The 23455-nt window shown below is 58.6% G+C and carries 29 protein-coding genes; 21 read left to right on the top strand and 8 right to left on the bottom strand.

The features are described 5' to 3' along the window. Positions 1 to 3: 3 nt before the first annotated feature. The 3 genes from opp4C to ACSBQS_RS10365 are packed head-to-tail and all read left to right on the top strand — an operon-like array spanning position 4 to position 2895. Entirely contained in the window at positions 4 to 954 is a 951-nt protein-coding gene (gene opp4C / locus ACSBQS_RS10375) for an oligopeptide ABC transporter permease (RefSeq protein WP_046687269.1), read from the top strand. Then, positions 951 to 1937 carry an ABC transporter ATP-binding protein gene (locus ACSBQS_RS10370; protein ID WP_047574833.1) on the top strand — a complete coding sequence of 329 codons (987 nt, stop codon included), beginning with the start codon at positions 951 to 953 and terminating at the stop codon, positions 1935 to 1937. The genes opp4C and ACSBQS_RS10370 overlap by 4 nt, the downstream gene beginning before the upstream one ends. Next, entirely contained in the window at positions 1927 to 2895 is a 969-nt protein-coding gene (locus tag ACSBQS_RS10365) for an ABC transporter ATP-binding protein (RefSeq protein ID WP_033650921.1), read from the top strand. Before ACSBQS_RS10370 ends, ACSBQS_RS10365 begins: the two co-directional genes overlap by 11 nt. A 2-nt stretch (positions 2896 to 2897) precedes the next feature. Here ACSBQS_RS10365 and ACSBQS_RS10360 read toward each other — a convergent pair whose 3' ends face one another. Next, positions 2898 to 3872 (bottom strand): alpha/beta hydrolase, encoded by a 975-nt coding sequence (locus tag ACSBQS_RS10360; protein WP_033643407.1) that lies wholly within the window; start codon positions 3870 to 3872, stop codon positions 2898 to 2900. Between the two features lie 675 nt (positions 3873 to 4547). Between ACSBQS_RS10360 and ACSBQS_RS10355 the strand changes: the two genes are divergently transcribed. The 6 genes from ACSBQS_RS10355 (at position 4548) to ompC (ending at position 12359) form a co-directional block, all read left to right on the top strand. Beyond that, a complete protein-coding gene (locus tag ACSBQS_RS10355; RefSeq protein ID WP_015378175.1) occupies positions 4548 to 5762 on the top strand; it encodes an aspartate aminotransferase family protein in 1215 nt (404 codons plus the stop codon). Between the two features lie 52 nt (positions 5763 to 5814). After that, the gene (astA, locus tag ACSBQS_RS10350; RefSeq protein WP_004934585.1) at positions 5815 to 6849 is read left to right on the top strand and encodes an arginine N-succinyltransferase; all 1035 of its coding nucleotides are present in this window, start codon (positions 5815 to 5817) and stop codon (positions 6847 to 6849) included. Further along, positions 6849 to 8321 (top strand): succinylglutamate-semialdehyde dehydrogenase, encoded by a 1473-nt coding sequence (astD, locus tag ACSBQS_RS10345; protein WP_108682318.1) that lies wholly within the window; start codon positions 6849 to 6851, stop codon positions 8319 to 8321. Before astA ends, astD begins: the two co-directional genes overlap by 1 nt. A 52-nt stretch (positions 8322 to 8373) precedes the next feature. Beyond that, positions 8374 to 9714: an N-succinylarginine dihydrolase gene (astB, locus tag ACSBQS_RS10340; RefSeq protein ID WP_434990434.1), complete on the top strand. Its 1341-nt coding sequence runs from the start codon at positions 8374 to 8376 to the stop codon at positions 9712 to 9714. Between the two features lie 10 nt (positions 9715 to 9724). Then, positions 9725 to 10708 carry a succinylglutamate desuccinylase gene (astE, locus tag ACSBQS_RS10335; RefSeq protein ID WP_042784763.1) on the top strand — a complete coding sequence of 328 codons (984 nt, stop codon included), beginning with the start codon at positions 9725 to 9727 and terminating at the stop codon, positions 10706 to 10708. 568 nt (positions 10709 to 11276) lie between these two features. Further along, entirely contained in the window at positions 11277 to 12359 is a 1083-nt protein-coding gene (gene ompC, locus ACSBQS_RS10330) for a porin OmpC (RefSeq protein ID WP_069100978.1), read from the top strand. 82 nt (positions 12360 to 12441) lie between these two features. Here ompC and ACSBQS_RS10325 read toward each other — a convergent pair whose 3' ends face one another. Then, positions 12442 to 12666: a biofilm development regulator YmgB/AriR family protein gene (locus ACSBQS_RS10325; protein ID WP_033643403.1), complete on the bottom strand. Its 225-nt coding sequence runs from the start codon at positions 12664 to 12666 to the stop codon at positions 12442 to 12444. Positions 12667 to 12787: 121 nt separating this feature from the next. Beyond that, positions 12788 to 12979, bottom strand: a complete 192-nt coding sequence (locus ACSBQS_RS10320; protein ID WP_004934567.1) for a YebW family protein — start codon at positions 12977 to 12979, stop codon at positions 12788 to 12790. Positions 12980 to 13205: 226 nt separating this feature from the next. Between ACSBQS_RS10320 and lysM the strand changes: the two genes are divergently transcribed. The 5 genes from lysM (at position 13206) to ACSBQS_RS10295 (ending at position 16088) form a co-directional block, all read left to right on the top strand. Further along, positions 13206 to 13652: a peptidoglycan-binding protein LysM gene (gene lysM / locus ACSBQS_RS10315; protein ID WP_016927389.1), complete on the top strand. Its 447-nt coding sequence runs from the start codon at positions 13206 to 13208 to the stop codon at positions 13650 to 13652. 263 nt (positions 13653 to 13915) lie between these two features. Then, on the top strand, positions 13916 to 14071 hold the full coding sequence (locus ACSBQS_RS10310) for a hypothetical protein (protein ID WP_162882310.1): 156 nt from the start codon (positions 13916 to 13918) through the stop codon (positions 14069 to 14071). 23 nt (positions 14072 to 14094) lie between these two features. Further along, on the top strand, positions 14095 to 14259 hold the full coding sequence (locus ACSBQS_RS10305; RefSeq protein ID WP_162837199.1) for a hypothetical protein: 165 nt from the start codon (positions 14095 to 14097) through the stop codon (positions 14257 to 14259). 106 nt (positions 14260 to 14365) lie between these two features. Further along, entirely contained in the window at positions 14366 to 15307 is a 942-nt protein-coding gene (locus ACSBQS_RS10300; protein ID WP_122003909.1) for a pirin family protein, read from the top strand. Positions 15308 to 15734: 427 nt separating this feature from the next. Then, the gene (locus ACSBQS_RS10295; protein ID WP_046687262.1) at positions 15735 to 16088 is read left to right on the top strand and encodes a DUF1304 domain-containing protein; all 354 of its coding nucleotides are present in this window, start codon (positions 15735 to 15737) and stop codon (positions 16086 to 16088) included. A gap of 25 nt (positions 16089 to 16113) precedes the next feature. Here ACSBQS_RS10295 and ACSBQS_RS10290 read toward each other — a convergent pair whose 3' ends face one another. Together ACSBQS_RS10290 and ACSBQS_RS10285 are read right to left on the bottom strand one after the other, a co-directional pair. After that, positions 16114 to 16500, bottom strand: coding sequence for a helix-turn-helix domain-containing protein (locus tag ACSBQS_RS10290; protein ID WP_004927697.1), 387 nt, complete (start codon positions 16498 to 16500; stop codon positions 16114 to 16116). Between the two features lie 444 nt (positions 16501 to 16944). Continuing rightward, positions 16945 to 17157, bottom strand: a complete 213-nt coding sequence (locus ACSBQS_RS10285) for a YccJ family protein (RefSeq protein WP_004927694.1) — start codon at positions 17155 to 17157, stop codon at positions 16945 to 16947. A 188-nt stretch (positions 17158 to 17345) separates the two neighbouring features. Between ACSBQS_RS10285 and ACSBQS_RS10280 the strand changes: the two genes are divergently transcribed. Further along, a complete protein-coding gene (locus ACSBQS_RS10280; RefSeq protein ID WP_033643399.1) occupies positions 17346 to 17585 on the top strand; it encodes a DUF2766 family protein in 240 nt (79 codons plus the stop codon). A gap of 40 nt (positions 17586 to 17625) precedes the next feature. Here ACSBQS_RS10280 and ACSBQS_RS10275 read toward each other — a convergent pair whose 3' ends face one another. Next, positions 17626 to 17859: a YobH family protein gene (locus tag ACSBQS_RS10275; protein ID WP_033643398.1), complete on the bottom strand. Its 234-nt coding sequence runs from the start codon at positions 17857 to 17859 to the stop codon at positions 17626 to 17628. A 161-nt stretch (positions 17860 to 18020) separates the two neighbouring features. Here ACSBQS_RS10275 and ACSBQS_RS10270 point away from each other — a divergent pair, with 161 nt between their 5' ends. Further along, complete coding sequence (locus ACSBQS_RS10270; protein ID WP_004927688.1) at positions 18021 to 18179, top strand: PhoP/PhoQ regulator MgrB; 159 nt, start codon at positions 18021 to 18023, stop codon at positions 18177 to 18179. An 81-nt stretch (positions 18180 to 18260) separates the two neighbouring features. Further along, positions 18261 to 18536 carry a YebO family protein gene (locus ACSBQS_RS10265; RefSeq protein WP_033643394.1) on the top strand — a complete coding sequence of 92 codons (276 nt, stop codon included), beginning with the start codon at positions 18261 to 18263 and terminating at the stop codon, positions 18534 to 18536. 38 nt (positions 18537 to 18574) lie between these two features. Here the strand turns inward: ACSBQS_RS10265 and fos are convergent, their stop codons facing one another. Then, positions 18575 to 18982, bottom strand: a complete 408-nt coding sequence (gene fos / locus ACSBQS_RS10260; RefSeq protein WP_033643393.1) for a fosfomycin resistance glutathione transferase — start codon at positions 18980 to 18982, stop codon at positions 18575 to 18577. 169 nt (positions 18983 to 19151) lie between these two features. On the opposite strand from fos, the gene ACSBQS_RS10255 reads away from it, so the two are divergent. The 3 genes from ACSBQS_RS10255 to ACSBQS_RS10245 all read left to right on the top strand — a co-directional run bounded on the left by ACSBQS_RS10255 (position 19152) and on the right by ACSBQS_RS10245 (position 21302). Continuing rightward, positions 19152 to 19454: a phage protein NinX family protein gene (locus ACSBQS_RS10255; RefSeq protein WP_033643391.1), complete on the top strand. Its 303-nt coding sequence runs from the start codon at positions 19152 to 19154 to the stop codon at positions 19452 to 19454. Between the two features lie 75 nt (positions 19455 to 19529). Next, positions 19530 to 19766: a DUF4060 family protein gene (locus tag ACSBQS_RS10250; protein WP_025303167.1), complete on the top strand. Its 237-nt coding sequence runs from the start codon at positions 19530 to 19532 to the stop codon at positions 19764 to 19766. A gap of 174 nt (positions 19767 to 19940) precedes the next feature. Continuing rightward, entirely contained in the window at positions 19941 to 21302 is a 1362-nt protein-coding gene (locus ACSBQS_RS10245) for an amino acid permease (RefSeq protein ID WP_033643390.1), read from the top strand. Between the two features lie 40 nt (positions 21303 to 21342). Here the strand turns inward: ACSBQS_RS10245 and ACSBQS_RS10240 are convergent, their stop codons facing one another. Continuing rightward, positions 21343 to 21633, bottom strand: a complete 291-nt coding sequence (locus ACSBQS_RS10240; protein WP_033643389.1) for a hypothetical protein — start codon at positions 21631 to 21633, stop codon at positions 21343 to 21345. 221 nt (positions 21634 to 21854) lie between these two features. Between ACSBQS_RS10240 and ACSBQS_RS10235 the strand changes: the two genes are divergently transcribed. Further along, on the top strand, positions 21855 to 22889 hold the full coding sequence (locus ACSBQS_RS10235; RefSeq protein ID WP_033650928.1) for an MBL fold metallo-hydrolase: 1035 nt from the start codon (positions 21855 to 21857) through the stop codon (positions 22887 to 22889). Positions 22890 to 23455 lie beyond the last annotated feature (566 nt).

The following is a 23455-nucleotide window of genomic DNA, read 5'->3' as shown; positions in this document are numbered from 1 at the left end:
ACGATGTGGGTAACGCTGTTTTTCGGGCGCCGTCGCCGCTGGCGCCAGGCGCAGTTGCCGGCGCTGGCGCAGCTGTCTCCGCCGCCCGCCGCGCAGGCCTGGCGCCGTCTGCGCCGCCATCGACCGGCGATGATCTCGCTGGCGCTGCTGGTGCTGTTGGCGCTGCTGTGCCTGATTGGGCCGTCGCTGTCGCCGTGGCCTGACGACGCCGGCGATGTGCTGAACATCAATCAGGCGCCGAGCGGCGCGCATTGGTTGGGCACCGACTTTCTCGGCCGCGATATTTGCACCCGGCTGCTGCTGGCGGGGCGAATATCGCTGACCATCGGCCTGGTGTCGATGCTGCTGTCGGTGACGCTGGGCTATGTGCTGGGGGCGTTCGCCGGTTATCTGGGGGGCGTGGCGGATCGGCTGATCATGCGCTTCGCCGATCTGTTGATGACCATTCCCGGCCTGCCGCTGCTGATCATCATGGGGGCGATGCTGACCGAACTCGACGTGTCGCCGGACTACCGTATCTACATGGTGATGATCATGCTGAGCCTGCTGGGCTGGCCGTCGCTGGCGCGGCTGGTGCGCGGCCAGATCCTGTCGCTGCGCGAGCGGGATTTCATGTTGGCCACCGAAGTGCTGGGGCTCTCCACTCGGCGGCGCCTCTTCGGCCATCTGTTGCCCAATACCGTGCCGATTTTGGTGGTGGTCGCCACCATGGCGGTGGCCAACGCCATCCTCAGCGAGTCGGCGTTGAGCTACCTTGGGCTGGGCGTGGTGCCGCCGACGCCGTCGTGGGGCAACATGATGGACGCCGCCAATAGCCTGATCGACTTTCAGCGCCGCCCCTGGCTGTGGATGCCGCCGGGGCTGGCGATCTTCGTCACCGTGGTGGCGATCAACATCTTGGGCGACGGCCTGCGGGACGCGCTCGATCCGAAAATGAGCGGGGTAAAACGATGAGTCAACCGCTGGTGGCGTTCGACCGATTGTCGGTGTCGTTTCATGGCGAGCAGGGGCCGGTGCGGGCGGTGCAGCAGGTCAGCCTTGAACTGCAGGCCGGGCAAACGCTGGGGATCGTCGGCGAATCGGGCTGCGGCAAAAGCGTGACCGCCATGGCGCTGATGGGGCTGTTGCCGCAGCCGCTGGCGCAGGTAGACGGCGGTGAGATTCGCTTTGAAGGGCAAAACCTGCTGTCGCTACGGGCATCCAAGATGGCGGATCTGCGCGGCAACCGGCTGGCGATGATCTTTCAGGAGCCGATGAGCGCGCTGAATCCGGTGTTGACCCTCGGCGAACAGCTGGTGGAGCCGCTGATCAGGCACTTGCTTCTGTCGCCGAAAACGGCCTGGCGTCAGGCGATTCAACTCTTGACGGAAGTGGGGTTGGCGCGCGCGGAGGCGCTGATGCGCTGCTACCCGCATCAGCTTTCCGGCGGCATGCTGCAGCGCGTGATGATCGCCATGGCGATCGGGTGCCGCCCGGCGCTGCTGATCGCCGACGAACCGACTACGGCGCTCGACGTTACGGTGCAGGCGCAGATCCTGGCGTTGCTGCGCGAGCAGAGCCGGCGACACAACATGGCGATGATCTTGATCACCCACGATCTCGGGGTGATCGCCCAGATGGCCGATCGGCTGGCGGTGATGTACGCCGGGCGCGTCGTCGAGCAGGGAACGACCCGGGAAGTGCTGGACGAGCCGCGACATCCCTATACGCAGGGGCTGATCGCCTCGCGGCCGGTGCCGGGGCAGCGGCGACGCCGCTTGTACTCCATTCCCGGTCAGGTGCCGGATCTGGCGCGGCTGCCGGAGCATTGCGCTTTCGCCGAGCGCTGCGCGCAGGCCTCCGCTCGCTGCCGCGACGGCATTCCGCCGCTGTACGGCTCCCGTCAGCGTCAGTCTGCCTGTTTTCTCAATGCCGGAGGGCATCCGTATGTCGACTGAACCTTTGGTGGAGGTAAAGGGGTTAAAGAAATATTTTCCGCTGCGCGACGGGCTGTTCGGGCGCACCACCGGCCAACTGAAGGCGGTGGATGATGTCAGCTTCAGCATCCGCAAGGGGCGCGTTTTCGGGCTGGTGGGCGAGTCCGGCAGCGGCAAAACCACCGTTGGCCGCACGCTGCTCGGCCTGCACGACAAAACCGCCGGCGAGGTGCTGTTCAAAGGGCAGGCGTTGGACGGCCTGAGCAAGGACGCGTTGCGCGCCCTGCGGCCGAAAATGCAGCTGGTGTTTCAGGATCCTTACAGCTCGCTGAATCCGCGTCTGCGCGTGGGCGACGCCATTGGGGAAGCGCTGTTGCAACACGGCCTGGCGAGCAAGGCGGAACTGCGCGAACGGGTGCTCGATACCCTGGCGATCTGCGGGTTGTCCTCACAGCATTACGGGCGGTTTCCGCATGAGTTTTCCGGCGGTCAGCGGCAGCGTATCGGCATTGCGCGCGCGTTGATCCTGCAACCGGAATTTATCGTCGCCGATGAGCCGATATCGGCGCTCGACGTGTCGATTCAGGCGCAGATCATCAATCTGTTTTCCGATTTACAGGAGCGGCAGGGGGTGACGCTGCTGTTTATCTCGCACGATCTCGGCGTGGTGGAGCATCTGTGCCAGGATGTGGCGGTGATGTATCTGGGGCAGATCGTTGAGAGCGCCGATCGCGATGCGCTGTTCCGCCAACCGCTGCATCCCTACACGCAGGCCTTGTTGGCGGCGGTGCCGACGCTGGATGCGCAACGCGCGCCGGCGTGGGTGGCCGGCGGCGAGCCGCCGAACCCCGCCAACCCGCCGCGCGGCTGCCGTTTCCATCCCCGCTGCCCGCTGGCCACGGCGCAGTGCCGCGAACAGGCGCCGCAGCTGCGCAGCGTGGCGCCCGGTCATCAGGTGGCTTGCCACCTGGTCGGTTAGCGTCAGGACAGGTAGTGTTTCAACGCGCGCCCGGCCTGGTGGATCGCCGAATGCACCGCCGGGACGTGGGCGAGCGGGTTCAACAGGCCGTAGTCGTGGATTAGCCCGTTGTAGCGGGTAGAGGTGACCTCGACGCCGGCGGCGTCGAGCAGACGCGCGTAGGCTTCGCCCTCATCGCGCAGCACGTCCAGCTCGGCGGTTTGCACCAGCGCCGGCGGCAAGCCCCGCAGCTGTTCCGGCGTAGCGTTGAGCGGCGAGGCGTAGATGTCTTTGCGCTGCGCCTTATCGGGCGCATAGCTGTCCCAAAACCACTTCATCATATTGCGGGTCAGGAAATGGCCTTCGGCGAACTGATGATAGGAATCGGTATCAAAATGGGCGTGCGTAACGGGCCACAGCAGGATCTGGCAACGCAATGCCGGTAGGCCTTTCTCTTTGGCCATCAGGCTGACCACCGCCGCCATATTGCCGCCGACGCTGTTGCCGACCACCGCCAGCCGTGAACCGTCAACATTGATTTTTTCGCCATATTCGGCCACCCATTCCGTGGCGGCGTAAGCCAGATTGATCGCCTGCGGATAGTGCGCTTCCGGTGAGCGGGGGTAGTTGACGAACACCGCCGCCGCGCCGGAGCTGTAAACCAGATCGCGCACCAGCCGTTCATGGGTGGGAAAATCGCCCAGCACCCAGCCGCCGCCGTGAAAGAACATGAATACCGGCAATGTCTCCTTGACCCTGGCCGGCCGCACCAGCTGCAGCAGAATATCCTGGCCTTCTACGTGAATGGTTTTCTCGCTGATCTCCACCTCGCGCAGCGGCACGTCTACGCTGCGCTGCGCCGCTTCCAAAACTCTGCGCGCCTCTTTGGGCTTCATTTGTTCCATAGGTTTACCGCCAGCGGCATTCAGCGTCTCGAGAAACGCGCGGATGTCGTGCTGGAGGAGAGGCCGGCTGAGATCGACGGTTCGTTTGGGCATGGTGACTCCTTGTGCGCAGAAGAAAAAGTGCGGTCAGAATCACAGTGTAGTCGTTGGCGCATAAAGCGGGAGCCGCGGCCGGCGGCGATCGGCGCGGTTCGTTTTCCGGGGTGCTGCCGATGGAATAGGCGCTTCGTCGCCGCATTGCCCGATCCTGGCGCAGCGCTGCACCGGGTTGGGGCAAAAAGTGTGATGGCGAGCAAATCGGATGAAATTATTTTTGCGAGCGCGATCAGAAATCCTGAAGTTTTTCGCAATTGAATAGGATTTCGCGAGCAATGATGATTTTAGGCCTTATTTTTTAAATTATGCATTGCAAATGCATATAAAATGAATAAATATGCATTATAAGCCGTTGTTTTAACGTAAAAAATAGCAAAATCCGGCAAAAATCCCGTTTTGGCACGATAGCTGCTCTACACTCTTTATCAAACGACATGTATTTTAACTGCTCGTTAACATTTACTCCCCGCTCAGGGACCGGATAAGCGCCATAAATAGTGAAAAACCGATTTTATGTAACAGATTTGTTTCTAAATCAGCGGTGAGAGACAGCATTTTCTCCGCCGGGAAAGTCGGTTTTGAACAGCGGTTTTTTTGCATTGTGGCGGCCTAGCCGGCCTTGCGCGGTCCTTACAGTCAAAATTCAGCCTTTGCTGAGATTATGAGGTCACTATGGAACAGCCAATCGCAGTTACCCGCCAGTCTTTCGATGACTGGATGGTCCCGGTTTATGCCCCTGCCGATTTTATTCTGGTGCGGGGTGAAGGATCGCAGGTGTGGGATCAACAGGGTAAGTCTTACATCGATTTCGCCGGCGGCATCGCGGTTAACGCGTTGGGCCATGCGCACCCGGCGGTCAAGGCGGCGCTGGTGGAGCAGGCGGGCAAACTGTGGCATCTGGGCAATGGCTATACCAACGAACCGGTGCTGCGCCTGGCCAAGAAACTGATCGACGCCACGTTCGCCGACAAGGTGTTTTTCTGTAACTCGGGGGCAGAAGCCAACGAAGCGGCGCTGAAACTGGCGCGCAAACATGCGCACGACCAGCACGGCGCCGGTAAAGATCAGATTGTGGCGTTCAACAACGCGTTCCACGGCCGTACGCTGTTTACCGTGTCCGCCGGCGGCCAGCCAAAATATTCGCAGGACTTTGCGCCGCTGCCGGGCGGTATCACCCATACGCCGTATAACGATCTGGCCGCGGCGGCCGAGCTTATCAACGATCGCACCTGCGCGGTGATCGTCGAGCCTATCCAGGGCGAAGGCGGCGTGCTGCCGGCGGAAGCCAGTTTCCTGCAGGGGCTGCGTGAACTGTGCGATCGCCATAACGCGCTGCTGATCTTCGACGAAGTGCAGACCGGCGTCGGCCGCACCGGCCACCTGTATGCCTATATGCAGTACGGCGTGGTGCCGGACGTGCTGACCACCGCGAAAGCGCTGGGCGGCGGCTTCCCGATCGGCGCCATGCTGACCACCGATGCGCTGGCGAAAACGCTGGGTGTCGGCACTCACGGCACCACCTACGGCGGCAACCCGCTGGCGACGGCGGTGGCGGGGGAAGTGTTCTCCATCATCAATACCCCGGAAGTGCTGGAAGGCGTTAAGCAGCGCCACCAGTGGTTCATCGACGGGTTGAACGACATCAACCGTCAGTATCCGATCTTCGCCGAGATTCGCGGCGGCGGTTTGCTGATCGGCTGCCAACTGAAGAAAGACTATGCCGGCAAAGCGAAGCAGATCACCCAACTGGCCAACGAAGAAGGCGTTATCGCGCTGATCGCCGGCCCGGACGTGGTGCGTTTCACGCCGTCGCTGATCATCCCTGAGCAGGATGTGAAAGAGGGGCTGGCGCGATTCGCGCGCGCCGTGGCGCGCATTTGCAGCTAATCAGCGGGCTGCGCCTTTATCGGCGCAGCCTGATTCAGAAGAGGTTCGCATTATGATGATTATTCGCCCTATAGAGCGCCGCGATTTGGCGGATTTGCTGACGCTTGCCGGCAAATCCGGTATCGGTCTCACGTCGCTGCCGCAAAATGAAGATACCCTGTCGGCACGCATTGAGCGGGCGTTAAAAACCTGGCAAGGCGAACTTCCGCAAAGTGACCAGTGTTATTTGTTCGTGTTGGAAGACAGCGAGCGCCGGCAGGCGGTGGGGGTCTGCGCGATCGAAGTGGCCGTCGGCCTGGCGGAACCCTGGTACAGCTTCCGCGTCGGCACGCAGGTGCACGCTTCCAAACAGCTGAACGTCTATAAATCGGTGCCGACGCTGTTCCTCAGCAACGACCATACCGGGCATTCGGAACTGTGCACGCTGTTCCTCGATCCGGACTATCGTCACGGCGAGAACGGCAAGCTGCTGTCGAAGGTGCGTTTCCTGTTTATCGCCGCGTTCCGTGAACGCTTCTCCCGCCGTCTGATCGCCGAGATGCGCGGTTTCTCCGATGAAAACGGCCGTTCGCCGTTCTGGGAGAGCGTCGGCCACCGTTTCTTCTCCATCGAGTTCGCCAAGGCGGACTACCTGAGCGGCACCGGACAAAAAGCGTTTATCGCCGAACTGATGCCGAAACATCCGCTGTATGTCGATTTCCTGGCCGAAGACGCGCAGAAGGTGATCGGTGAAGTGCACCCGCAAACCCTGCCGGCGCGCCGCCTGCTGGAGGCGGAAGGCCTGAGCTATCAGGGCTACGTCGATATCTTCGACGGCGGCCCGACGCTGGAAGCCGAAATCGACCACATCCGTGCGGTGAAGCAGAGCCGCTTGGTCAAAGTGGTGCTGGATGACACGCCGATGCGCGCCGATGCGCCGGTTCATCTGGTCGCCAACGACAACTATCAGAATTACCGCGCACTGTTGGTCAATGCCGATCTGTATGACGACCGCCTGCATATCAACGCCGCCACCGCTGCGGCGCTGGGCGTCGAACAGGGCAGCCCGGTGCGGGTGCTCCCCCTTATTGCACAGGAGAAAGCATGATGTCCCATCCTGCACTGTTGATTAACGGCGTCTGGCGGCTGGGCCGCGGCGCGGAGTTCGGCAAGGCCGATCCGGTCGGCAATCAGCCGCTGTGGCGCGCCAACGCCGCCGACGCCGATGACGTCGCCGCCGCCTGCGAAGCCGCGCGCGCCGCATTCCCCGGCTGGGCGCGTACGCCGTTCGAGCAGCGTGAACAGCTGGTGAAACGCTTCGCCGCTTTGCTGGAAGAACATAAACAGTCGCTGGCGGAAACCATCAGCCGCGAGACCGGCAAACCGCGCTGGGAAACCCTGACCGAAATTCAGGCGATGATCGGCAAGGTGGGCATTTCACTGCAGGCCTATCAGGCGCGCACCGGTTTTAGCCAGACGGCGATGGCCGACGGCGCTTCGGTGCTGCGCCATCGCCCGCACGGCGTGCTGGCGGTGTTCGGGCCTTACAACTTCCCCGGCCATCTGCCGAACGGCCATATCGTGCCGGCGCTGCTGGCCGGAAACTGCGTGGTGTTCAAGCCGAGCGAACTGACGCCGCTGACCGCCGAGGAGACCCTGAAGCTGTGGCTGAAGGCCGGTCTGCCGGACGGGGTGATCAATCTGGTGCAGGGCGGCCGGGAAACCGGCGAGGCGCTGGCGGCCAGTGCGGATATCGACGGCCTGTTGTTCACCGGCAGCGCCGGCACCGGTTACCACCTGCATCGCCAATTGGCGGGGCAGCCGGAGAAGATCCTGGCGCTGGAGATGGGCGGCAACAACGCGCTGATCGTCGATGGTTTCGAGGATCGCGACGCGGCGGTCAACCTGGCTATCCAGTCGGCGTTTATCTCCGCCGGCCAACGCTGCACCTGTTCACGCCGCATTTTGGTTAAGCAGGGGGCGGAAGGCGACGCCTTTATCGCGCGTTTGGTTCAGGTGGCGGGCGAGCTGCGCGTTGGCCGTTGGGATGCCGAACCGCAGCCGTTCATGGGCGGCGTAGTGTCGGCGGCTGCGGCGGAAAACATGCTGAAAGCGCAGCAGCGCTTGCTGGCGCTGGGCGGCAAATCGCTGCTGGCCATGCGTCTGCTGGAGCCGGGCAGTTCGCTGCTCAGCCCGGGCATCATCGAGCTGACCGGCGTGGCGGGCGTGCCGGATGAAGAGTACTTCGGGCCGTTGACCACGATCGTGCGTTACCGCGATTTCGACGAGGCCCTGCGGCTCGCCAACCAGACGCGCTACGGCCTGTCGGTGGGATTGGTCTCGCCGCAGCGCGAGCTGTTCGAGAGGCTGCTGCTGGAAGCGCGCGCCGGCATCGTCAACTGGAACAAGCCGTTGACCGGGGCGTCCAGCGCGGCGCCGTTCGGCGGCGTGGGGGCTTCCGGCAACCATCGCCCAAGCGCCTTCTATGCGGCGGACTATTGCGCCTGGCCGATGGCGTCGCTGGAAAGCGAAAGCCTGTCGCTGCCGGCGACGCTCTCGCCGGGCTTGTCGTTCCGTTAATCGTCTGCGGCGGCGTCATGGCGTCGCCGCAGGCCATCCCCAGGGGATAGCCATGTCAGGATATGAAGTCAATTTCGACGGTTTGGTGGGGCCGACGCACCACTATGCCGGGCTGTCGTTCGGTAACGAGGCCTCTACGCAGCATCAAAACAGCGTATCGAACCCGCAGCTGGCGGCGAAGCAGGGGCTGCTGAAAATGAAGACGCTGGCCGATCTCGGTTTCCAGCAAGGGGTATTGCCGCCGCAGGAGCGGCCGCATTTGCCGATGCTGCGTCGCCTGGGTTTCAGCGGCAGCGATGAGGCGGTGCTGGCGCAGGCGATGCGTCAATCGCCGCGTTTGCTGTCGGCGCTCAGCTCGGCGTCCTGCATGTGGACCGCCAATGCGGCCACGGTGTCCCCCTCGGCGGACAGCGCAGACGGCAAGGTGCATTTCACCGCCGCCAACCTGAACAATAAATTCCACCGCGCCATTGAAGCGGAAACGACCACCGACGTTTTGCGGGCGATGTTTAACGACGACCGGCATTTCGCCCACCATGAAGCGCTGCCGCAGGTGGCGTTGTTCGGGGACGAAGGGGCGGCCAACCATAACCGGCTGGGCGGCGATTATGCCAGGCGCAGCGTGCAGGTGTTCGTTTACGGTCGCCAGGAGTTTGGCGGCGAAACGGCACCGGCGCGTTATCCTGCGCGCCAGACGCGCGAAGCCGGTGAGGCGATCGCTCGCCTGCACCAATTGGACGAGCAGCATACGGTCTTCGTGCAGCAAAACCCGGCGGTGATCGACCAGGGCGTGTTCCATAACGACGTGATTGCGGTCAGCAACCAGAACGTGCTGTTCCACCACCAGCAGGCGTTTTACCGCCAGCAACAGGCGCTGGATGAAGTGCGCCGCAAGATGGCGACGCTGGACAGCGAGCTGGTGGCGATCGAAGTGCCGACGGAGCGCGTCTCGGTGGCGGACGCGGTGGCGACTTATCTGTTCAACAGCCAAATTCTCACCAAGCCGAACGGCAAGATGATGATCGTGGTGCCGGAAGAGTCGCGCCAGCATGTCGGCGTGTGGCGTTATCTGAACGAGATGGTCGGCAGCGGCGGCCCGATCGATGAAATCCGCGTGTTCGATCTGCGCGAAAGCATGCGCAACGGCGGCGGCCCGGCCTGCCTGAGGCTGCGGGTGGCGCTCAACGATCAAGAGCTGCGGGCGGTGAACCCGCGCGTCATGATGAACGATCGGCTGTTCGCGACGCTGAACGAGTGGGTGGATCGTCATTACCGCGATCGCCTGACGCAGGATGACCTGGCCGATCCGCTGCTGCTGCGCGAAGGGCGCGAGGCGTTGGATTCGCTGACGTCGATCCTCGGACTCGGGTCCATCTATCCGTTCCAACGATAAGGGAGGCTGCATGATCGATCTACTGCCCCTGACGCTGGAGGGGAAAGAGCCCGCCGAATGGCAGGGCGAAACGCCGCAGCTGCGCTGGCGTTGGCTGGGGGAAGGGGTGTTGGAGCTCACGCCGCGGCAGCGTTATCGCCAGGCGTTGGTGGTGTCGGCGGGCGTACACGGCAACGAAACCGCGCCGATTGAACTGCTCAATCAGTTAATCGGCGATCTGTTGAGCGGCCGCTTGCCGCTGGCGGTGCGGCTGTTGGTGGTGCTGGGCAACCCGGCGGCGATGCGGGCGGGCAAGCGCTATCTGCACAGCGACATGAACCGCATGTTCGGCGGCCGCTACCGCAACTTCGCCGCCAGCGGGGAAACCGCGCGCGCCCAGCAGTTGGAGCGCACGCTCGCCGCCTTTTTTGATGGCGAACAGGCGGCGCGCTTCCATTACGATCTGCACACCGCCATTCGCGAGTCGCATTTGCCGCGCTTTGGCATTTTGCCCTTCCAGAAGCGCCCGTACAGCGAACCGATGCTAAAGCTGCTGGATGCCGCCGATCTGGATGCGCTGGTGGTACACAGCGCGCCGGGCGGGACTTTCAGCCACTATTCCAGCGAGCATCTCAATGCGGCGAGCTGTACGCTCGAGCTGGGCAAGGCGCGGCCGTTCGGCAGCAACGATCTGCAGCAGTTCGCCGCCATCGATCGCGCTCTGCGGGCGGCGGTCAGCGAGGGGCCGTTGCCGGAGCGCGCGGGCGAGGCGATCCGGGTATTCCGTGTGATGCACTCGTTGATCAAACACAGCGAGGATTTCAAGCTGCATCTGGATGATGACACCGCCAACTTCACCGAGTTGAAACCGGGGATGTTGCTGTGCGAGCAGCCGCAGGAGGAGTATCGCGTTGGCGAAGAGGGCGCGTGGATACTGTTTCCTAACCCCACTGTGGCGCTGGGCCTGCGCGCCGGCATGCTGTTGAGCGAAGTTTCCCGTTCTACGTTGTATTGATTTATCCTCGGCGGCGCCGTTAGCGCGCTGCCGTTTATTCCTTTCATTATTTTAATCTGCTATTTCCCGCTATTTAAATGGCCATAAATCGAATTTTATTCGTCATATAGGGATTTCTTTACGTGAATGAATAAATGCCGTATTCAGCCGTTATCGGAAAGCCTTAATTGCCTGGTGACTTTGTTAAGATAAAAATGTGAAATAAGTAACGTTTTTAATAACCATGCTAATATTGTTGTTACTTTTGAATCGCGCAGAAAGCACGCAAAACGAAACCAAAATGCACTAAATTGGTGCGTTGCACCGTTTTGGTTATAAGTTATGTGATAAAAATTTCTTATATTCAATGAGTTATGCATTCTCTTTTTTGAAATATATGGTTACAAATAAACATGCTTTCTCCTCGTTGTTTCATGAACTTTTTGATTTTAAGTTTTGATTCATGATGCTAATGTCACATCACCCCAGCATTAGGGGAGCTCATAAAATACCAAAAGATAAAATCACAGCCCAAATTATAAATTGGGCGTGACGGGCAGGGTTCTAATTATAATATCTAGGAAAATAAATGATGAAACGCAGTGTATTAGCCTTAGCTGTCGCCCTCGGGGCGGTCACCTCCTTCGCCAACGCGGCTGAAATCTACAATAAAGATGGCAATAAACTCGACCTGTACGGCCGCGTTTCGGCCAAACACGTTTTCAGTAAAGATAAAAGTGAAGACGGAGATAAAACGTACGTTCGTCTGGGCTTTAAAGGCGAAACCCAGATCAACGATCAGTTGACCGGTTACGGCCAGTGGGAATACAACGTTCAGGCCAACCACGATGAAGCGCAGGGCACCACCGGCACCAAAACCCGTCTGGGCTTCGCCGGCCTGAAGTTCGCCAACTATGGCTCGTTCGACTACGGCCGTAACTACGGCGTGGTGTACGACGCCGAAGCTTATACCGACATGCTGCCGGAATTCGGCGGCGACTCCTACAGCTACACCGACAACTACATGACCGCGCGCTCCAACGGCCTGGCGACCTACCGCAACCGTGACTTCTTCGGTTTGGTGGAAGGCCTGAACCTGGCGTTGCAGTACCAGGGTAAAAACGACGGTGACGGCCGCAGCGTGACCAAGCAAAACGGCGACGGTTACGGCATGTCTCTGGACTATCAGGACATCGGCGGCACCGGCATCGGCGTCGCGGCGGCGTTCTCTGATTCCAACCGTACTAGCGACCAGAAAGCGCTGAAGTATGGTAAAGGGGATAAGGCCACCGCCTGGACCACCGCAATCAAATATGACGCCAACCAGGTCTATCTGGCGGCCATGTATGCCGATACCCGCAACATGACGCCGATCAGCGGCAATGGCGTCTCCGGCTTCGCCAACAAAACGCAGAACTTCGAAGTTGTGGCCCAGTACCAGTTCGAAAACGGTCTGCGTCCGTCTCTGGCCTACGTGCAGTCAAAAGGCAAGGATATTGAAGGGATTGGCGACGTCGATCTGGTGAAATACGTGGAAGTGGGCGCGACTTACTACTTCAACAAAAACATGTACACCTACGTCGACTACAAGATCAACCAGTTGAACGACGACAACAAACTGAAGCTGAGCACTGACGACATCGTTGCCGTCAACCTGACCTACCGCTTCTAAGCTGCAATTCCATTACCCTCATCCTGTGTCGGGATCGGTAATCAGGCAGGGCGCAAGCCCTGCCTTCGTTTGTATCGCGCGCTCAGCCTTTTGGCGCCAACCCCACCAGCTCGATGGCCGAACGCAGCGCGGCAAACCGCTGCTGATCCTGCTCTCGCTCTATCTCTGTCACCAGCTGCGAAAGAATATTGCCGCCGGATACCTTTTTATGGTTTTTGATTAACTGCAACACTGCGTCGCCTAACGCCAGGCTGACGTTGCGCAGCAGAATTTCATATTGCTCGTTGGAATGAGCCGATGCTGACATGACCTTTCTCTGTCTTTCTTCTTCGGGAGCCGCAATTTAACAAAACAGCGGCCTTATGCCTCGGAGGAAGATGCAGTTTCCGATGAAATCAGAAATTCCTCAGCATCAGGCGGGGAGGGGATCAAAAATCCGAGTATTCGCTGGCCGGCAACCAGAAACCGTCAATAAATTCTTCCATGGGATAACAGCCGGCGTGACGCAGGTTCTGTTCCTTCATTGCCACCAGGCATTGCGGTTCGTCGCGCAATATGTCCACCACCATTTCACTGCAGCCGCCATCCAGATAACAGACAAACATCACCAATGCGTACATCTTGCAGCCTCCTTCGTCGAGCCGCCTTGTCTGCAACAGTGTAGGTAAAAAAGCGCGATTTTTCAGCATCATTGCGCGATAAAACGCCAATGAGGCGCCGCAGACGGCACTTTCGGAATTCTCCAGCCGTTTCTGGGGGCGAGAGCGGATGGCAGATCCTTTTGACGATGCTAAGCTTAACAAGCCTTACATCAACGCATTAGTGCAACCATCAAAAGGAGTGAATATGGGCTTGTTTAACTTTGTCAAAGAAGCGGGCGAAAAACTGTGGGACACAGTCACCGGCAATGCCTCCGCCGAAGATCAAAGCGCCAAACTCAAGGAGCATCTCGATAAGAGCGGCCTGCCGGGCACCGACAAAGTCGATGTGCAGGTGGTCGATGGGAAAGCGGTGGTGACCGGCGATGCCGTCAGCCAGGAGCTGAAAGAGAAGATTCTGGTGGCGATTGGCAACGTAGCGGGCATCAGCGGTGTGGAAGACAAGGTGGCGGTAGCGCAATCCGACGCCGAGAGCCGCTTCTATACCGTGAAGAAGGGCGATACGCTGAGCGCAATCTCCAAAGAGATGTACGGTAACGCCAATCTCTACAACAAAATTTTCGAAGCCAACAAGCCGATGCTGTCGAGCCCGGACAAGATCTATCCGGGACAGGTGCTGCGTATCCCGCAATAACGCCTCTGTCTCCCCTGGCCCGGCGATGTGCCGGGCTTTTTTTTGCCTCCGCTATAAGCATCTCTTATTTCCCTTCCCTCTAAATAAAAGTTACACATACCGTGTGCCTGCGCTCGCCGGCCCGCGGCGGCGGTGTTGACCCTGGGGGGGAAAGTTGGTAGCGTCATGGCCCGGTTGCGGACTGAGCAGCCGAAGGGGGATTTCGCTCCCCCATTCTGAGGGGGTGTCTTGCCCCATCAAACAGCAATGCAGCAGTTGAACGAGTGAAAGCCGATTTAGTGAAACAGCAGCGTAACGCCTTGACGGATAAAAACTACAGAGAAACCTTGGGTGATGCGCAATTTGCGATCGTCGTTTTGGCGATTGCGTCCTGCTCACTGATCATTTTTACGTTGGCGGTTACGCTGTGGCTGACCTGACGTCATTAACTAGGGGAGAGAAAATGGAGCCCAATCTCCACGATGAAACCAAACTGTTGGCGATTATCGGCCTGTTGGTTTCTGTACTGCTGGTCGTGTCGATTCTCTTCGGAGTGACTTATTTCTCCGATCTCAGGCATGCCCACGACGATATCGATATTAAAAGCTGCTACATCAAAACACCTTAATCCGCGTGAGCGCGGCTGAGCGTCGTCGCTCTCCAGGGGTCGTTGTCCTGTGCTAAGCTGGGGCGATTATCCTTGGCGAATCGGCGCCATTCAGGAGGTCTTTGCGATGAGTCAGTCCCGTCCTGCGCGCTTTTCACCCTCACGCGAGTGCCCTGTCGTTGACGGCGCGCGTCAGATCCAGCGCATTGCCGTGCGCAATGCCGAAGTGGGCGGCATTCCTATCAACCGCGCGTTGCCAACCCGGGAGCGGCGCACCGTCGGCGCCTGGTGTTTTCTCGATCACGCCGGCCCGACGGTATTCAACGGCACCGCGCCCGGCATGGACGTAGGGCCGCATCCGCACACCGGTCTGCAAACCTTTACCTGGATGATCGAGGGTGAGGTGCTGCACCGCGATAGCCTCGGCAGCGAACAGTTGATCCGTCCGGGGCAGGTCAATCTGATGACCGCAGGGCACGGCATCGCGCATACGGAACAGTCGGTGGGCGAGGACCGACGACTGCACGCCGCACAATTGTGGATTGCGTTGCCGGCCGAATATGCCGACATGGCGCCGCGATTCGATCATTATCCCGATTTGCCGCAGTGGCGGAATAACGGCGTGAATCACCGTTTGCTGGTCGGGGAATTTGGCGCTTATCGTTCACCGGTGTTTACTCTTTCGCCATTAATCGCCATTGATATGGAATGGCAAGAGGCGGCGACAGCGCAATTGCCGCTGCGCGATGATTATGAAATCGGCTTTTTGCCCCTTATTGGTGCATTTGAACTTAATGGTGAAACATTTTCACCTGACGCATTCGCCTATTTAGGCATGGGTAATAACTCTATTGAGTTAAATGCAGAGAAGGGCAGCCGGGGATTATTAATCGGTGGAGCGCCGTTAAATGAAGAGATCCTTATCTGGTGGAACTTCGTTGGCCATACTAAAGCGGAAATTATTCAGGCTCAGCGCGATTGGGAGCAGGAAACGGATCGTTTTCCGGCGGTCAGCGGTTATTCCGGTGAGCGCATGGTCGCGCCACGCCTGCCGTGGAGCGAAGTTTGATAGCGTTAGGATATAATCGCCGAGATTATTCGACTTATTTCGCTCTAATAACGCGCAATAAATGTGATCGCGGCTCCAGCTTCACGACAATATAAAGTTTCTCAACGAAATAGTGATCTGACGCATATAATGATAAACGGAAGAAGATTAGGATAATCCTCAGGAAGTCAGGTTGTCTCCCGTTAGTCTGATGTCAGTGAGGTCATTATGAGCCAAGTTCTTTATCGTGCAAGACTGTCCCATGTCGTGGTTGCCACGGCGCTGTTTTGGGTCTCTGTCGCGGCATTGTTGGTTGCCGTATTACACTAACCTCAAAAAATGACTCCTGCATAAACCCGCTTCGGCGGGTTTTTTTATCTTGGATGGTGAGCGATATTCACCCATCACTTATACTTGACGGCATCCCCATTTCGCTATTTGGATAATCATGAAGCTCATTGCCGACATTGTTCTGCTGCTTATCGCGGCGCTCCACCTTTATATCCTGGTATTGGAAATGTTCCTGTGGCGCGCGCCGATCGGCAGGCGAGCATTCGGGACGACGGCGGAGTTCGCCGCAGCCACGCGGGTCTTGGCCGCCAACCAGGGACTGTACAACGGTTTTCTGGCGCTGGGCCTGGTATGGGGCTATTGGCGTGAAGATGTGGCGCTGCAGCTGTTCTTTCTCGGCTGCGTGCTGGCGGCCGGCGTGTTCGGCGGGCTGACCGCCAGCCGCAAGATCCTGTGGGTGCAGGCGTTGCCGGCCGCGATCGCGCTGCTGGCGGTCTGGGGCGCGCGTTAACCCGCCGGTTGGCGGCGGGCGAAAATCAGGCGGATTTTTGATGAATGACGTGCAGCGGCGGATCGATATGCAGATCGACGCTCAGATCCTGGCGGAAATCGTAAGGCGTGATATTAAAACGCTTTCTGAACATGTAGGTGAAGTGGGACTGTGAGCCGAAGCCAAAGTCCAGGGCGATATCGAAAATCGACGCTTCACTGCTGCGCAGTTGATAGACCGCGCCGGCCAGACGGCGTTCACGAATGTATTTGCCCAGCGAAATCCCTGTCGCTTCTTTGAACAGCTTCTGCATGTGCCACAGCGAGTAGCCGGAGTACTCGGCCAGCTCTTCGAGATGGATCACTCGTCCGAGGTGAGTTTCGACCCATTTGCTGAGGGCGCAGACCAATGAGAGATGGTGTTCTTGTATCATCAGTGCGTCAGTGTGAGATCTACATAGCGGTGAAGTATACACAACTTGCCGCCGCGGACAAAAAACGCCGCCGATGACGGGGCATGATTCGGAAAAACCGTTGAACCGCCGCTTGTCAGCCGAAAGGAAAAACGGCTAATCTGAGACTGTCGCCGCCGCGGTGGGTGACGCGGAGCAGACCGCAGCAAGAACCGCCAAAACAGAGTCAGCCGTAACAACTCAACGTTGATGGGGTGATCGCATGTTAATGACAGTGATTATTACTCTGGTTGTAATCGTGGGCGTCGGCGCTTTTATGGCGACGCCGGTGATGAGCATGAAAAATGCGGAAGGTGTGGGAGGTGAAGAACCGTGAGAGCAAGCAGAGATGCACGCCGCTGAGCGGGGTGAGCGCTAATCGGGAAAGCCTGGGCCAGAAACCCGGGCTTTTTGTTGCCTGGCGGCTTAAACGTTTTTACGCTCGACGGTTTCCTCTCCCCAATAAAGCTGGTCTGCGGTGGTTTTGGCAAAAGCCTTTTCCAGCGCTTCATCGCTGCCTTCTTCCCAGATCTTCTGCGCCAACACTTCATCGTTCCCTGCCAGTTCAAAAATAGCTTCGGCAATTTCCACCGAAGTTTCACGCACTGTTGCCCAGGATTTCACATTGTGATTCGCCATAACTATCTCCTGTTGGTTGTGGCTTAGGTTACGGATGTTTTTATCACCGTCATGCTGCAAGTATAGGCTAATCTGCCGCGGGCTTTTGCCCGGCGGTGCGCAGAATGGGGAAAAAGGCGGGGAGGGCGGGCAATGGCGCAGGCGGCATGCTATTCTGTGCGGCGTTTGAATCAAGAGGGAAAGTTATTATGTCTGACATGCTGAGCAACGAGCAGGAATTGGCTTCCGATCTGGTCGCTTGCCAACTGGTCATTAAACAGATTCTGGACGTTATCGACGTGATTGCGCCGACCGAAGTGCGCGACAAGATGGCGGGCCAGCTCAAAAGCATCGATTTCTCCACGCATCCCGCTGGCGCCGATCCGGTGACCCGCAGAGCGATTGACAAGGCGATTGCGCTGATCGAGTTGAAGTTTACCCGCGATTGAGGCGGAGCCGCCGCGGAGCGACGGCGTCGGGCGGTGGCGGTTAATCCACCACCGTTTCGATTTTCTTGAACAGCGGGCAGTCGGTCACGCCGATGAAACCGTTGTCGCCATTGACGTACTGGGCGATCGCCACGTTGCGCGCCGTCAGGTATTTGCACTGCAATCCCAATCCGCCGACGTTCTTGTTGCTGCCGATCAGCACGCCGTAGCCCGAGATCAAAAAGCCGCCGTAAATGACCGCCAATACCAGTACCCACTTAATCAGTCTGCTCATTGCGTTTCCTCGTTATCCCTGAGGGTTCATCTAGCCACGGCGCCAGCGCGAGGGCAAGGGTAACAGTCTGAAAACCGGACGATAGCCAGAAATCTAAACGACAAGTTAAACTTCGTTTAACTTTGCTGTGATAACATGCGCGATAGACCATCCTGATAACAATGAGGCTGCTAAATTTGTTGCGAAAAAAAATCCTCGTGATAATGACGGCCGTCGCTGCCTGCCTGTTTTTCTACCTGTTGGCGCTGGACAGTTATTGCGACGATGGTGGAAATTTTGCGCTGGGCATCTGTTCGGTGACGCGCTTCGTACCCTGGTAAGCAATTTTTGGCAGGGATGTTCGCCCGGCCGCCGCGAGTGTTAAGATGGCGGCCTGAATTTCGCAGTAGATAGGGTTGTCCATGTACGATTTAGGTTTTGGCCAGAACGGCCTGTTGTCGTTGGCTCTCGCCGCCGTGGCGTTGCTGGTGGGGCTCTGGGTTTGGTTCCTGGTGAACCGCGCCAGCGTGCGCGCCAACGAGCAGATTCGCCTGCTGCAGGAAATTGCCGAGCAGCAACGTCAACAAACGGCGCTGTTGAAGCGTTTGGCGCACAGCGCTCGCGCCGACGGCGGCGATGCTGATGACGACGATCTCAGCCCCGCGCTGGATTTTAAAGGTTTTATCCCCGAACGTTGAACACCCTGCTCCGGCCGGCGCTGCGCCGCCGGGGCGCTTCAGTAAAATACCATGCCCTGATACGGTTTTTCCCGGCATGCCGCCAGGCGGCTGGCCAGATCGCCGGCATGGATCTCCAACTGATGCCCATCAGGATCGAGAAAATAGAGCGACTCGCCCTCGCTGCGATTGCTTTTCCACTCTTCTGCGCCGCTCTGGCGCAGCCGCTCGCTGACCCGTTCAATGTGTTCCGGCGCGACGCTGAAGGCGTAATGGGTGTAATCACGCGCCCGTGGTTGCGTGCGGGCCTCATCCAATGACAGGCACAGCCACAACGCCCCCAACGACAGATAGGCGCCGCCTTGCCAGCGGGCGTGAGGGGTAAACCCCAACAGATGACGGTAAAAATCGAAGCTGCGATCGAGATCGCTGACGGCGAGCGTCAGGTGGTTGAGGCCGGTCAACATGCGTGCGTTTCCTGGGCGCTAAACAGACGAAAAGTGTACGCAGAAGGGGAGAAAAGTTAAAGGGGGCGAAACATTAGTGCAGATAATGTGAAAACCGGCGACGCTGTCATAAAACTGTCTTACAGACATCGTAATGTAGCGCGAACCTTACAAAAGATGGATAAAGCCGATGATTAAATGGTACGAAGAAAGCGATGCCGAAGTGAACCGCAGCATTGCGCTGCTGACCGGGGAGAACCCGGACAAGTGGTATCCCTACGGCGGCGTGAAAGGTAAAGATTACTGCAAGAATCCCTCCGACGCCTGGCCGATCATTTGCGCCAACAAAATCAGTCTGAACCCCGACAACCACAGCGACAGCCCACAGTGGCAGGCGCGCATGAGCACCCAGGGCGGTGAATGGCAGGCCGACAGCGCCAGCCCGCTGCGCGCGGCGATGATCTGTTTTCTGATGAGCCGACAGGCTAACTGATTCGCAAAAATACCGGTGATTGGTAAGAGTTTCTCCTTTTTCTAATAACAGAGCTGTCGTTGGCGGAGGCTGTTTATGAAGCGCATTATCAAAGGTGATAAAAACTTGTCTCATCTGGTGATTGCCCATGCGGCGATCGATCGTCATGCCGAAAGCTTCGGCCAGCGCCGTCAGGGCTGGCCCTCGACCTATCTGATAAAATATCAAAACGATCGCGTGGCGGTGGAAGTGGTTACGCGTCGCCAATCTTATGTCGCCACGCTGATGATCGGCGCGCGCAACCTGACCAAACTGTGCGGTATGCCTGGCTGACGCCGCCGTTACCCGCTCTCCCTCGGTTAAAAAATCGCGCTCCGGTCTGCCGTCTCGGGGCGCTACTCCTTGATGCTCACGGGGTTAAGTGTTAAAAAGCCGCCCGCAGATACATTTATTGATTGGTGAAATCTTGGCCGATAACGGCAAGGAGGTACGCCATATGAGGATAAGATGGGCGGTCAGCATCAGGATACCCCGCTAAAACGCGGATTAAAAAACAGACACATACAGCTTATTGCCCTCGGGGGCGCCATCGGCACCGGTTTATTTCTCGGCATTGCGCAAACCATTAAAATGGCCGGCCCCGCCGTGCTGTTGGGCTACGCCATCGGCGGTTTTATCGCGTTTTTGATCATGCGCCAGCTGGGCGAAATGGTGGTGGAGGAGCCGGTCGCCGGATCTTTCAGTCACTTTGCCTATAAATATTGGGGTGATTTCGCCGGTTTCCTTTCCGGCTGGAACTACTGGGCGATGTTCATTCTGGTCGGCATGGCGGAATTGACCGCCGTCGGCATCTACATTCAGTACTGGTGGCCAGAGATCCCCACCTGGGCGTCCGCCGCGCTGTTCTTTGTGTTGATCAATCTGATCAACCTGGTGAACGTGCGCCTGTACGGCGAAACCGAGTTTTGGTTCGCCATCATCAAGGTGGTGGCGATTGTCGGCATGATCGTGTTTGGCGCCTGGCTGTTGGCCAGCGGCAACGGCGGGCCACAGGCCAGCATCACCAACCTGTGGCAGCAGGGTGGCTTTATGCCGCACGGCTTCTCGGGGCTGGTGATGGCGATGGCGGTGATCATGTTCTCGTTCGGCGGGCTGGAGATGGTGGGCATCACCGCGGCGGAAGCCGCCGATCCGCGTCGCAGCATTCCTAAAGCGACCAATCAGGTGGTGTACCGCATTCTGATTTTCTATATCGGTTCGCTGACCGTACTGCTCTCGCTTTATCCGTGGGGGCAAGTGGTGGAGGGCGGCAGCCCGTTCGTGCTGATCTTCCATGCGCTGAACAGCAATCTGGTGGCGACGGTGCTCAACGTGGTGGTGCTGACCGCCGCATTGTCGGTCTACAACAGCGGCGTTTACGCCAACAGCCGCATGTTGTTCGGGCTGGCCAGCCAGGGCAATGCGCCGAAAGCGCTGACGCGCGTCAACAAGCGCGGCGTGCCGGTGCTGTCCATCGCGCTGTCGGCGCTGATTACCTCGATCGGCGTGCTGATCAACTATCTGATGCCCGGCAAGGCGTTTGAGCTGCTGATGGCGCTGGTGGTGTCCACCCTGGTGATCAACTGGGTGATGATCTGCCTGGCGCACCTGAAATTCCGTGCGGCGAAGAACCGTCAGGGCGTCATTCCGAGCTTTAAGGCGCTGTGGTATCCGTTCGGCAACTATCTGTGCCTGGCGTTCCTCGGCCTGATTTTAGTGATTATGTATTTCAGCGAAGGGATCCGCATTTCGGTGCTGTTGATGCCGGTGTGGGTTGCAGTGCTGTGGGGCGGGTTCATGCTGACGCGCCGCAAAGGCGCCAAGCGTTAATCTGCGCGCGGAGGCGTATTGCGCCTCCGCGCTCTTCTCGTCAGCTGCGCGGCATAAAGGCGCGCCCCTCTCCGTCACCCCGTCCCAGCAGTTTCCGGCACAGCAGCAGCAGGGTGCTGATGACGTCGATGGTCACCACGCTGAGCATCAGCAGGGTCAGCATGAAGAACCCGAGCAGCGAACCGCCAAGCAGCACCAGCGGTGCAGGCACGCGCACGCGGCGCAGCTTCATGGCGAAATACATTTTCCAGTATTGCTTCTGCGCCAGCAGCGCGCTGCGAATACGGCGCCCCAGGCCTGCGCCTGATTTGCGGGATGTCGAACGACTCATAACTTCTCCTTTTCTGTATGCCCTACAAGTCAATCACAAAGTTCTTAAGAGAGTCTTAACGGGCTCTTGGCGGCCCTGGCTGTCTCACCGAAGTGAGACAACAGCATACGGCAAAAGCTCCCTCAATGCAGCGCACGGCTGACGAAGTGCGAGCTTCATCGGGTTTGTTACACTGAAAGTCATGCCCGTGCAGGGCGCTGAGGGTCGGGAGAAGACGCTGGATGAAAAGAATCAACCGTTATTACGACGCGGCCAAGGCGCATCACACGCCGGAGGGATTTCGCAACCCGGAACCTTCGCGGCGTCAGGAGGGGGATCTTCAACGTTGGCAAGATGAGCGCAAGCGCCAGGGGTTGCCCAAGCCGCCGCAGCAGGGCTACGCGCAATTTACCGAACGCTGGTGGCAGCCGGCCGATCTCAGCGGCAGTGGCGACAGCGTCTGGTGGTTGGGGCATGCCTCGATGCTGCTGCGGTTGAGCGGGCGCTATATCCTGATCGATCCGGTGTTGTCCGAACGCGCATCGCCGCTGAGCTTTTACGGCCCGAAGCGCAGAACGCCGCCGCCGCTGACGGTGGAGCAACTGCCGGCGGTGGATGCGGTGCTGATCTCCCATAACCATTATGACCACCTTGACAGGCGCACGGTGCGGCAATTGGCGCGGCGTTTCCCTCAGGCCGAGTTCATCGTGCCGCTCGGCTTGAAGCGCTGGTTCCGCCGTTATCGGCTGAAGGTGCATGAGCTGGACTGGTGGCAGAGTCTGCCGTTGGGCGAGCTGACGGTCTACGCCACGCCGGCGCGGCACTGGAGCATGCGCACGCTGTGGGATCGCAATCGCTCGCTGTGGTGCGGCTGGGTGATCCACCATCCGGCGCTGCGGTTTTATTTTTCCGGCGACAGCGGCTATTCGGAACGGCTGGCGGAGATCGGTCAACGGCTGGGGCCGTTCGACGTGGCGGCGCTGCCCATCGGCGCCTATGCGCCGCGCTGGTTTATGCAGGAGCAGCATATGGATCCGCAGCAGTCGGTGACGCTGTACCGTCAACTGAATCAGCCGCGCGCCATTCCCATTCATTGGGGGGTGTTCGAATTGGCGGATGAATCGCTGGACGAGCCGCCGCAGCAGTTGAACCTGGCGTTGAGTGAAGCGGGGCTGGAGCAGCATCAATTCCATCCGCTGAAGATTGGTGAGCGCATCGCGTTGCAGGACTCACCGTCTGCGTTACCTCATCACCCGGCGGCGCTGCGGGATGAATAAAACCAACGGTTTGAAAGCGCGGCTGTAATTAGCCGAATTGATAAGCGCGGGTGGTGATTCAAATAACCCCCTTGTTTTCAGGATTTAATTCAACGTTGAACTTTCGTTATTGATAAGACTATTCCGGCTATTGAGGTTAATGATATTCGGATTATTTATGATGAACCCACCGGCAAGCGGGAGAGGTGTCGGCGCTTTGCATGTTTATGCATCCGTTGTGCAGGGCGGATGCGTCACCGCTGGCCCGTGCGCCGTGCTCGCCCGCGCCGTTTGGCGGCAGGGCTGAAAGCCGATGATGAATGGGCTTTCCGGCGGTAAATGGTCGGAGGAGCGATGAATAAATTGGCCCCCGTTCATCGATATTCAAATGTTGCATATCAAATTCCATAAAGATTCAAATTTTTTAACGCTATAAGCGGCAAAAAAGCGGAAATGATGAGACAGATAGGCGTCAATACGATGAAAGTTTTGTTAAAACGCCAGCAGAATGCGGGGTCTGGCGCAGTGATTTTGGCAAGCAGAAAATAGCCGATGCTTCAACATCTTTTGGCCTATTTAAGCAAATG

The organism is Serratia sp. H402Y, from assembly GCF_051172415.1.
In the GTDB taxonomy this organism is placed as follows: domain Bacteria; phylum Pseudomonadota; class Gammaproteobacteria; order Enterobacterales; family Enterobacteriaceae; genus Serratia; species Serratia ureilytica.
This window is presented reverse-complemented; position numbering and strand designations above follow the sequence as displayed.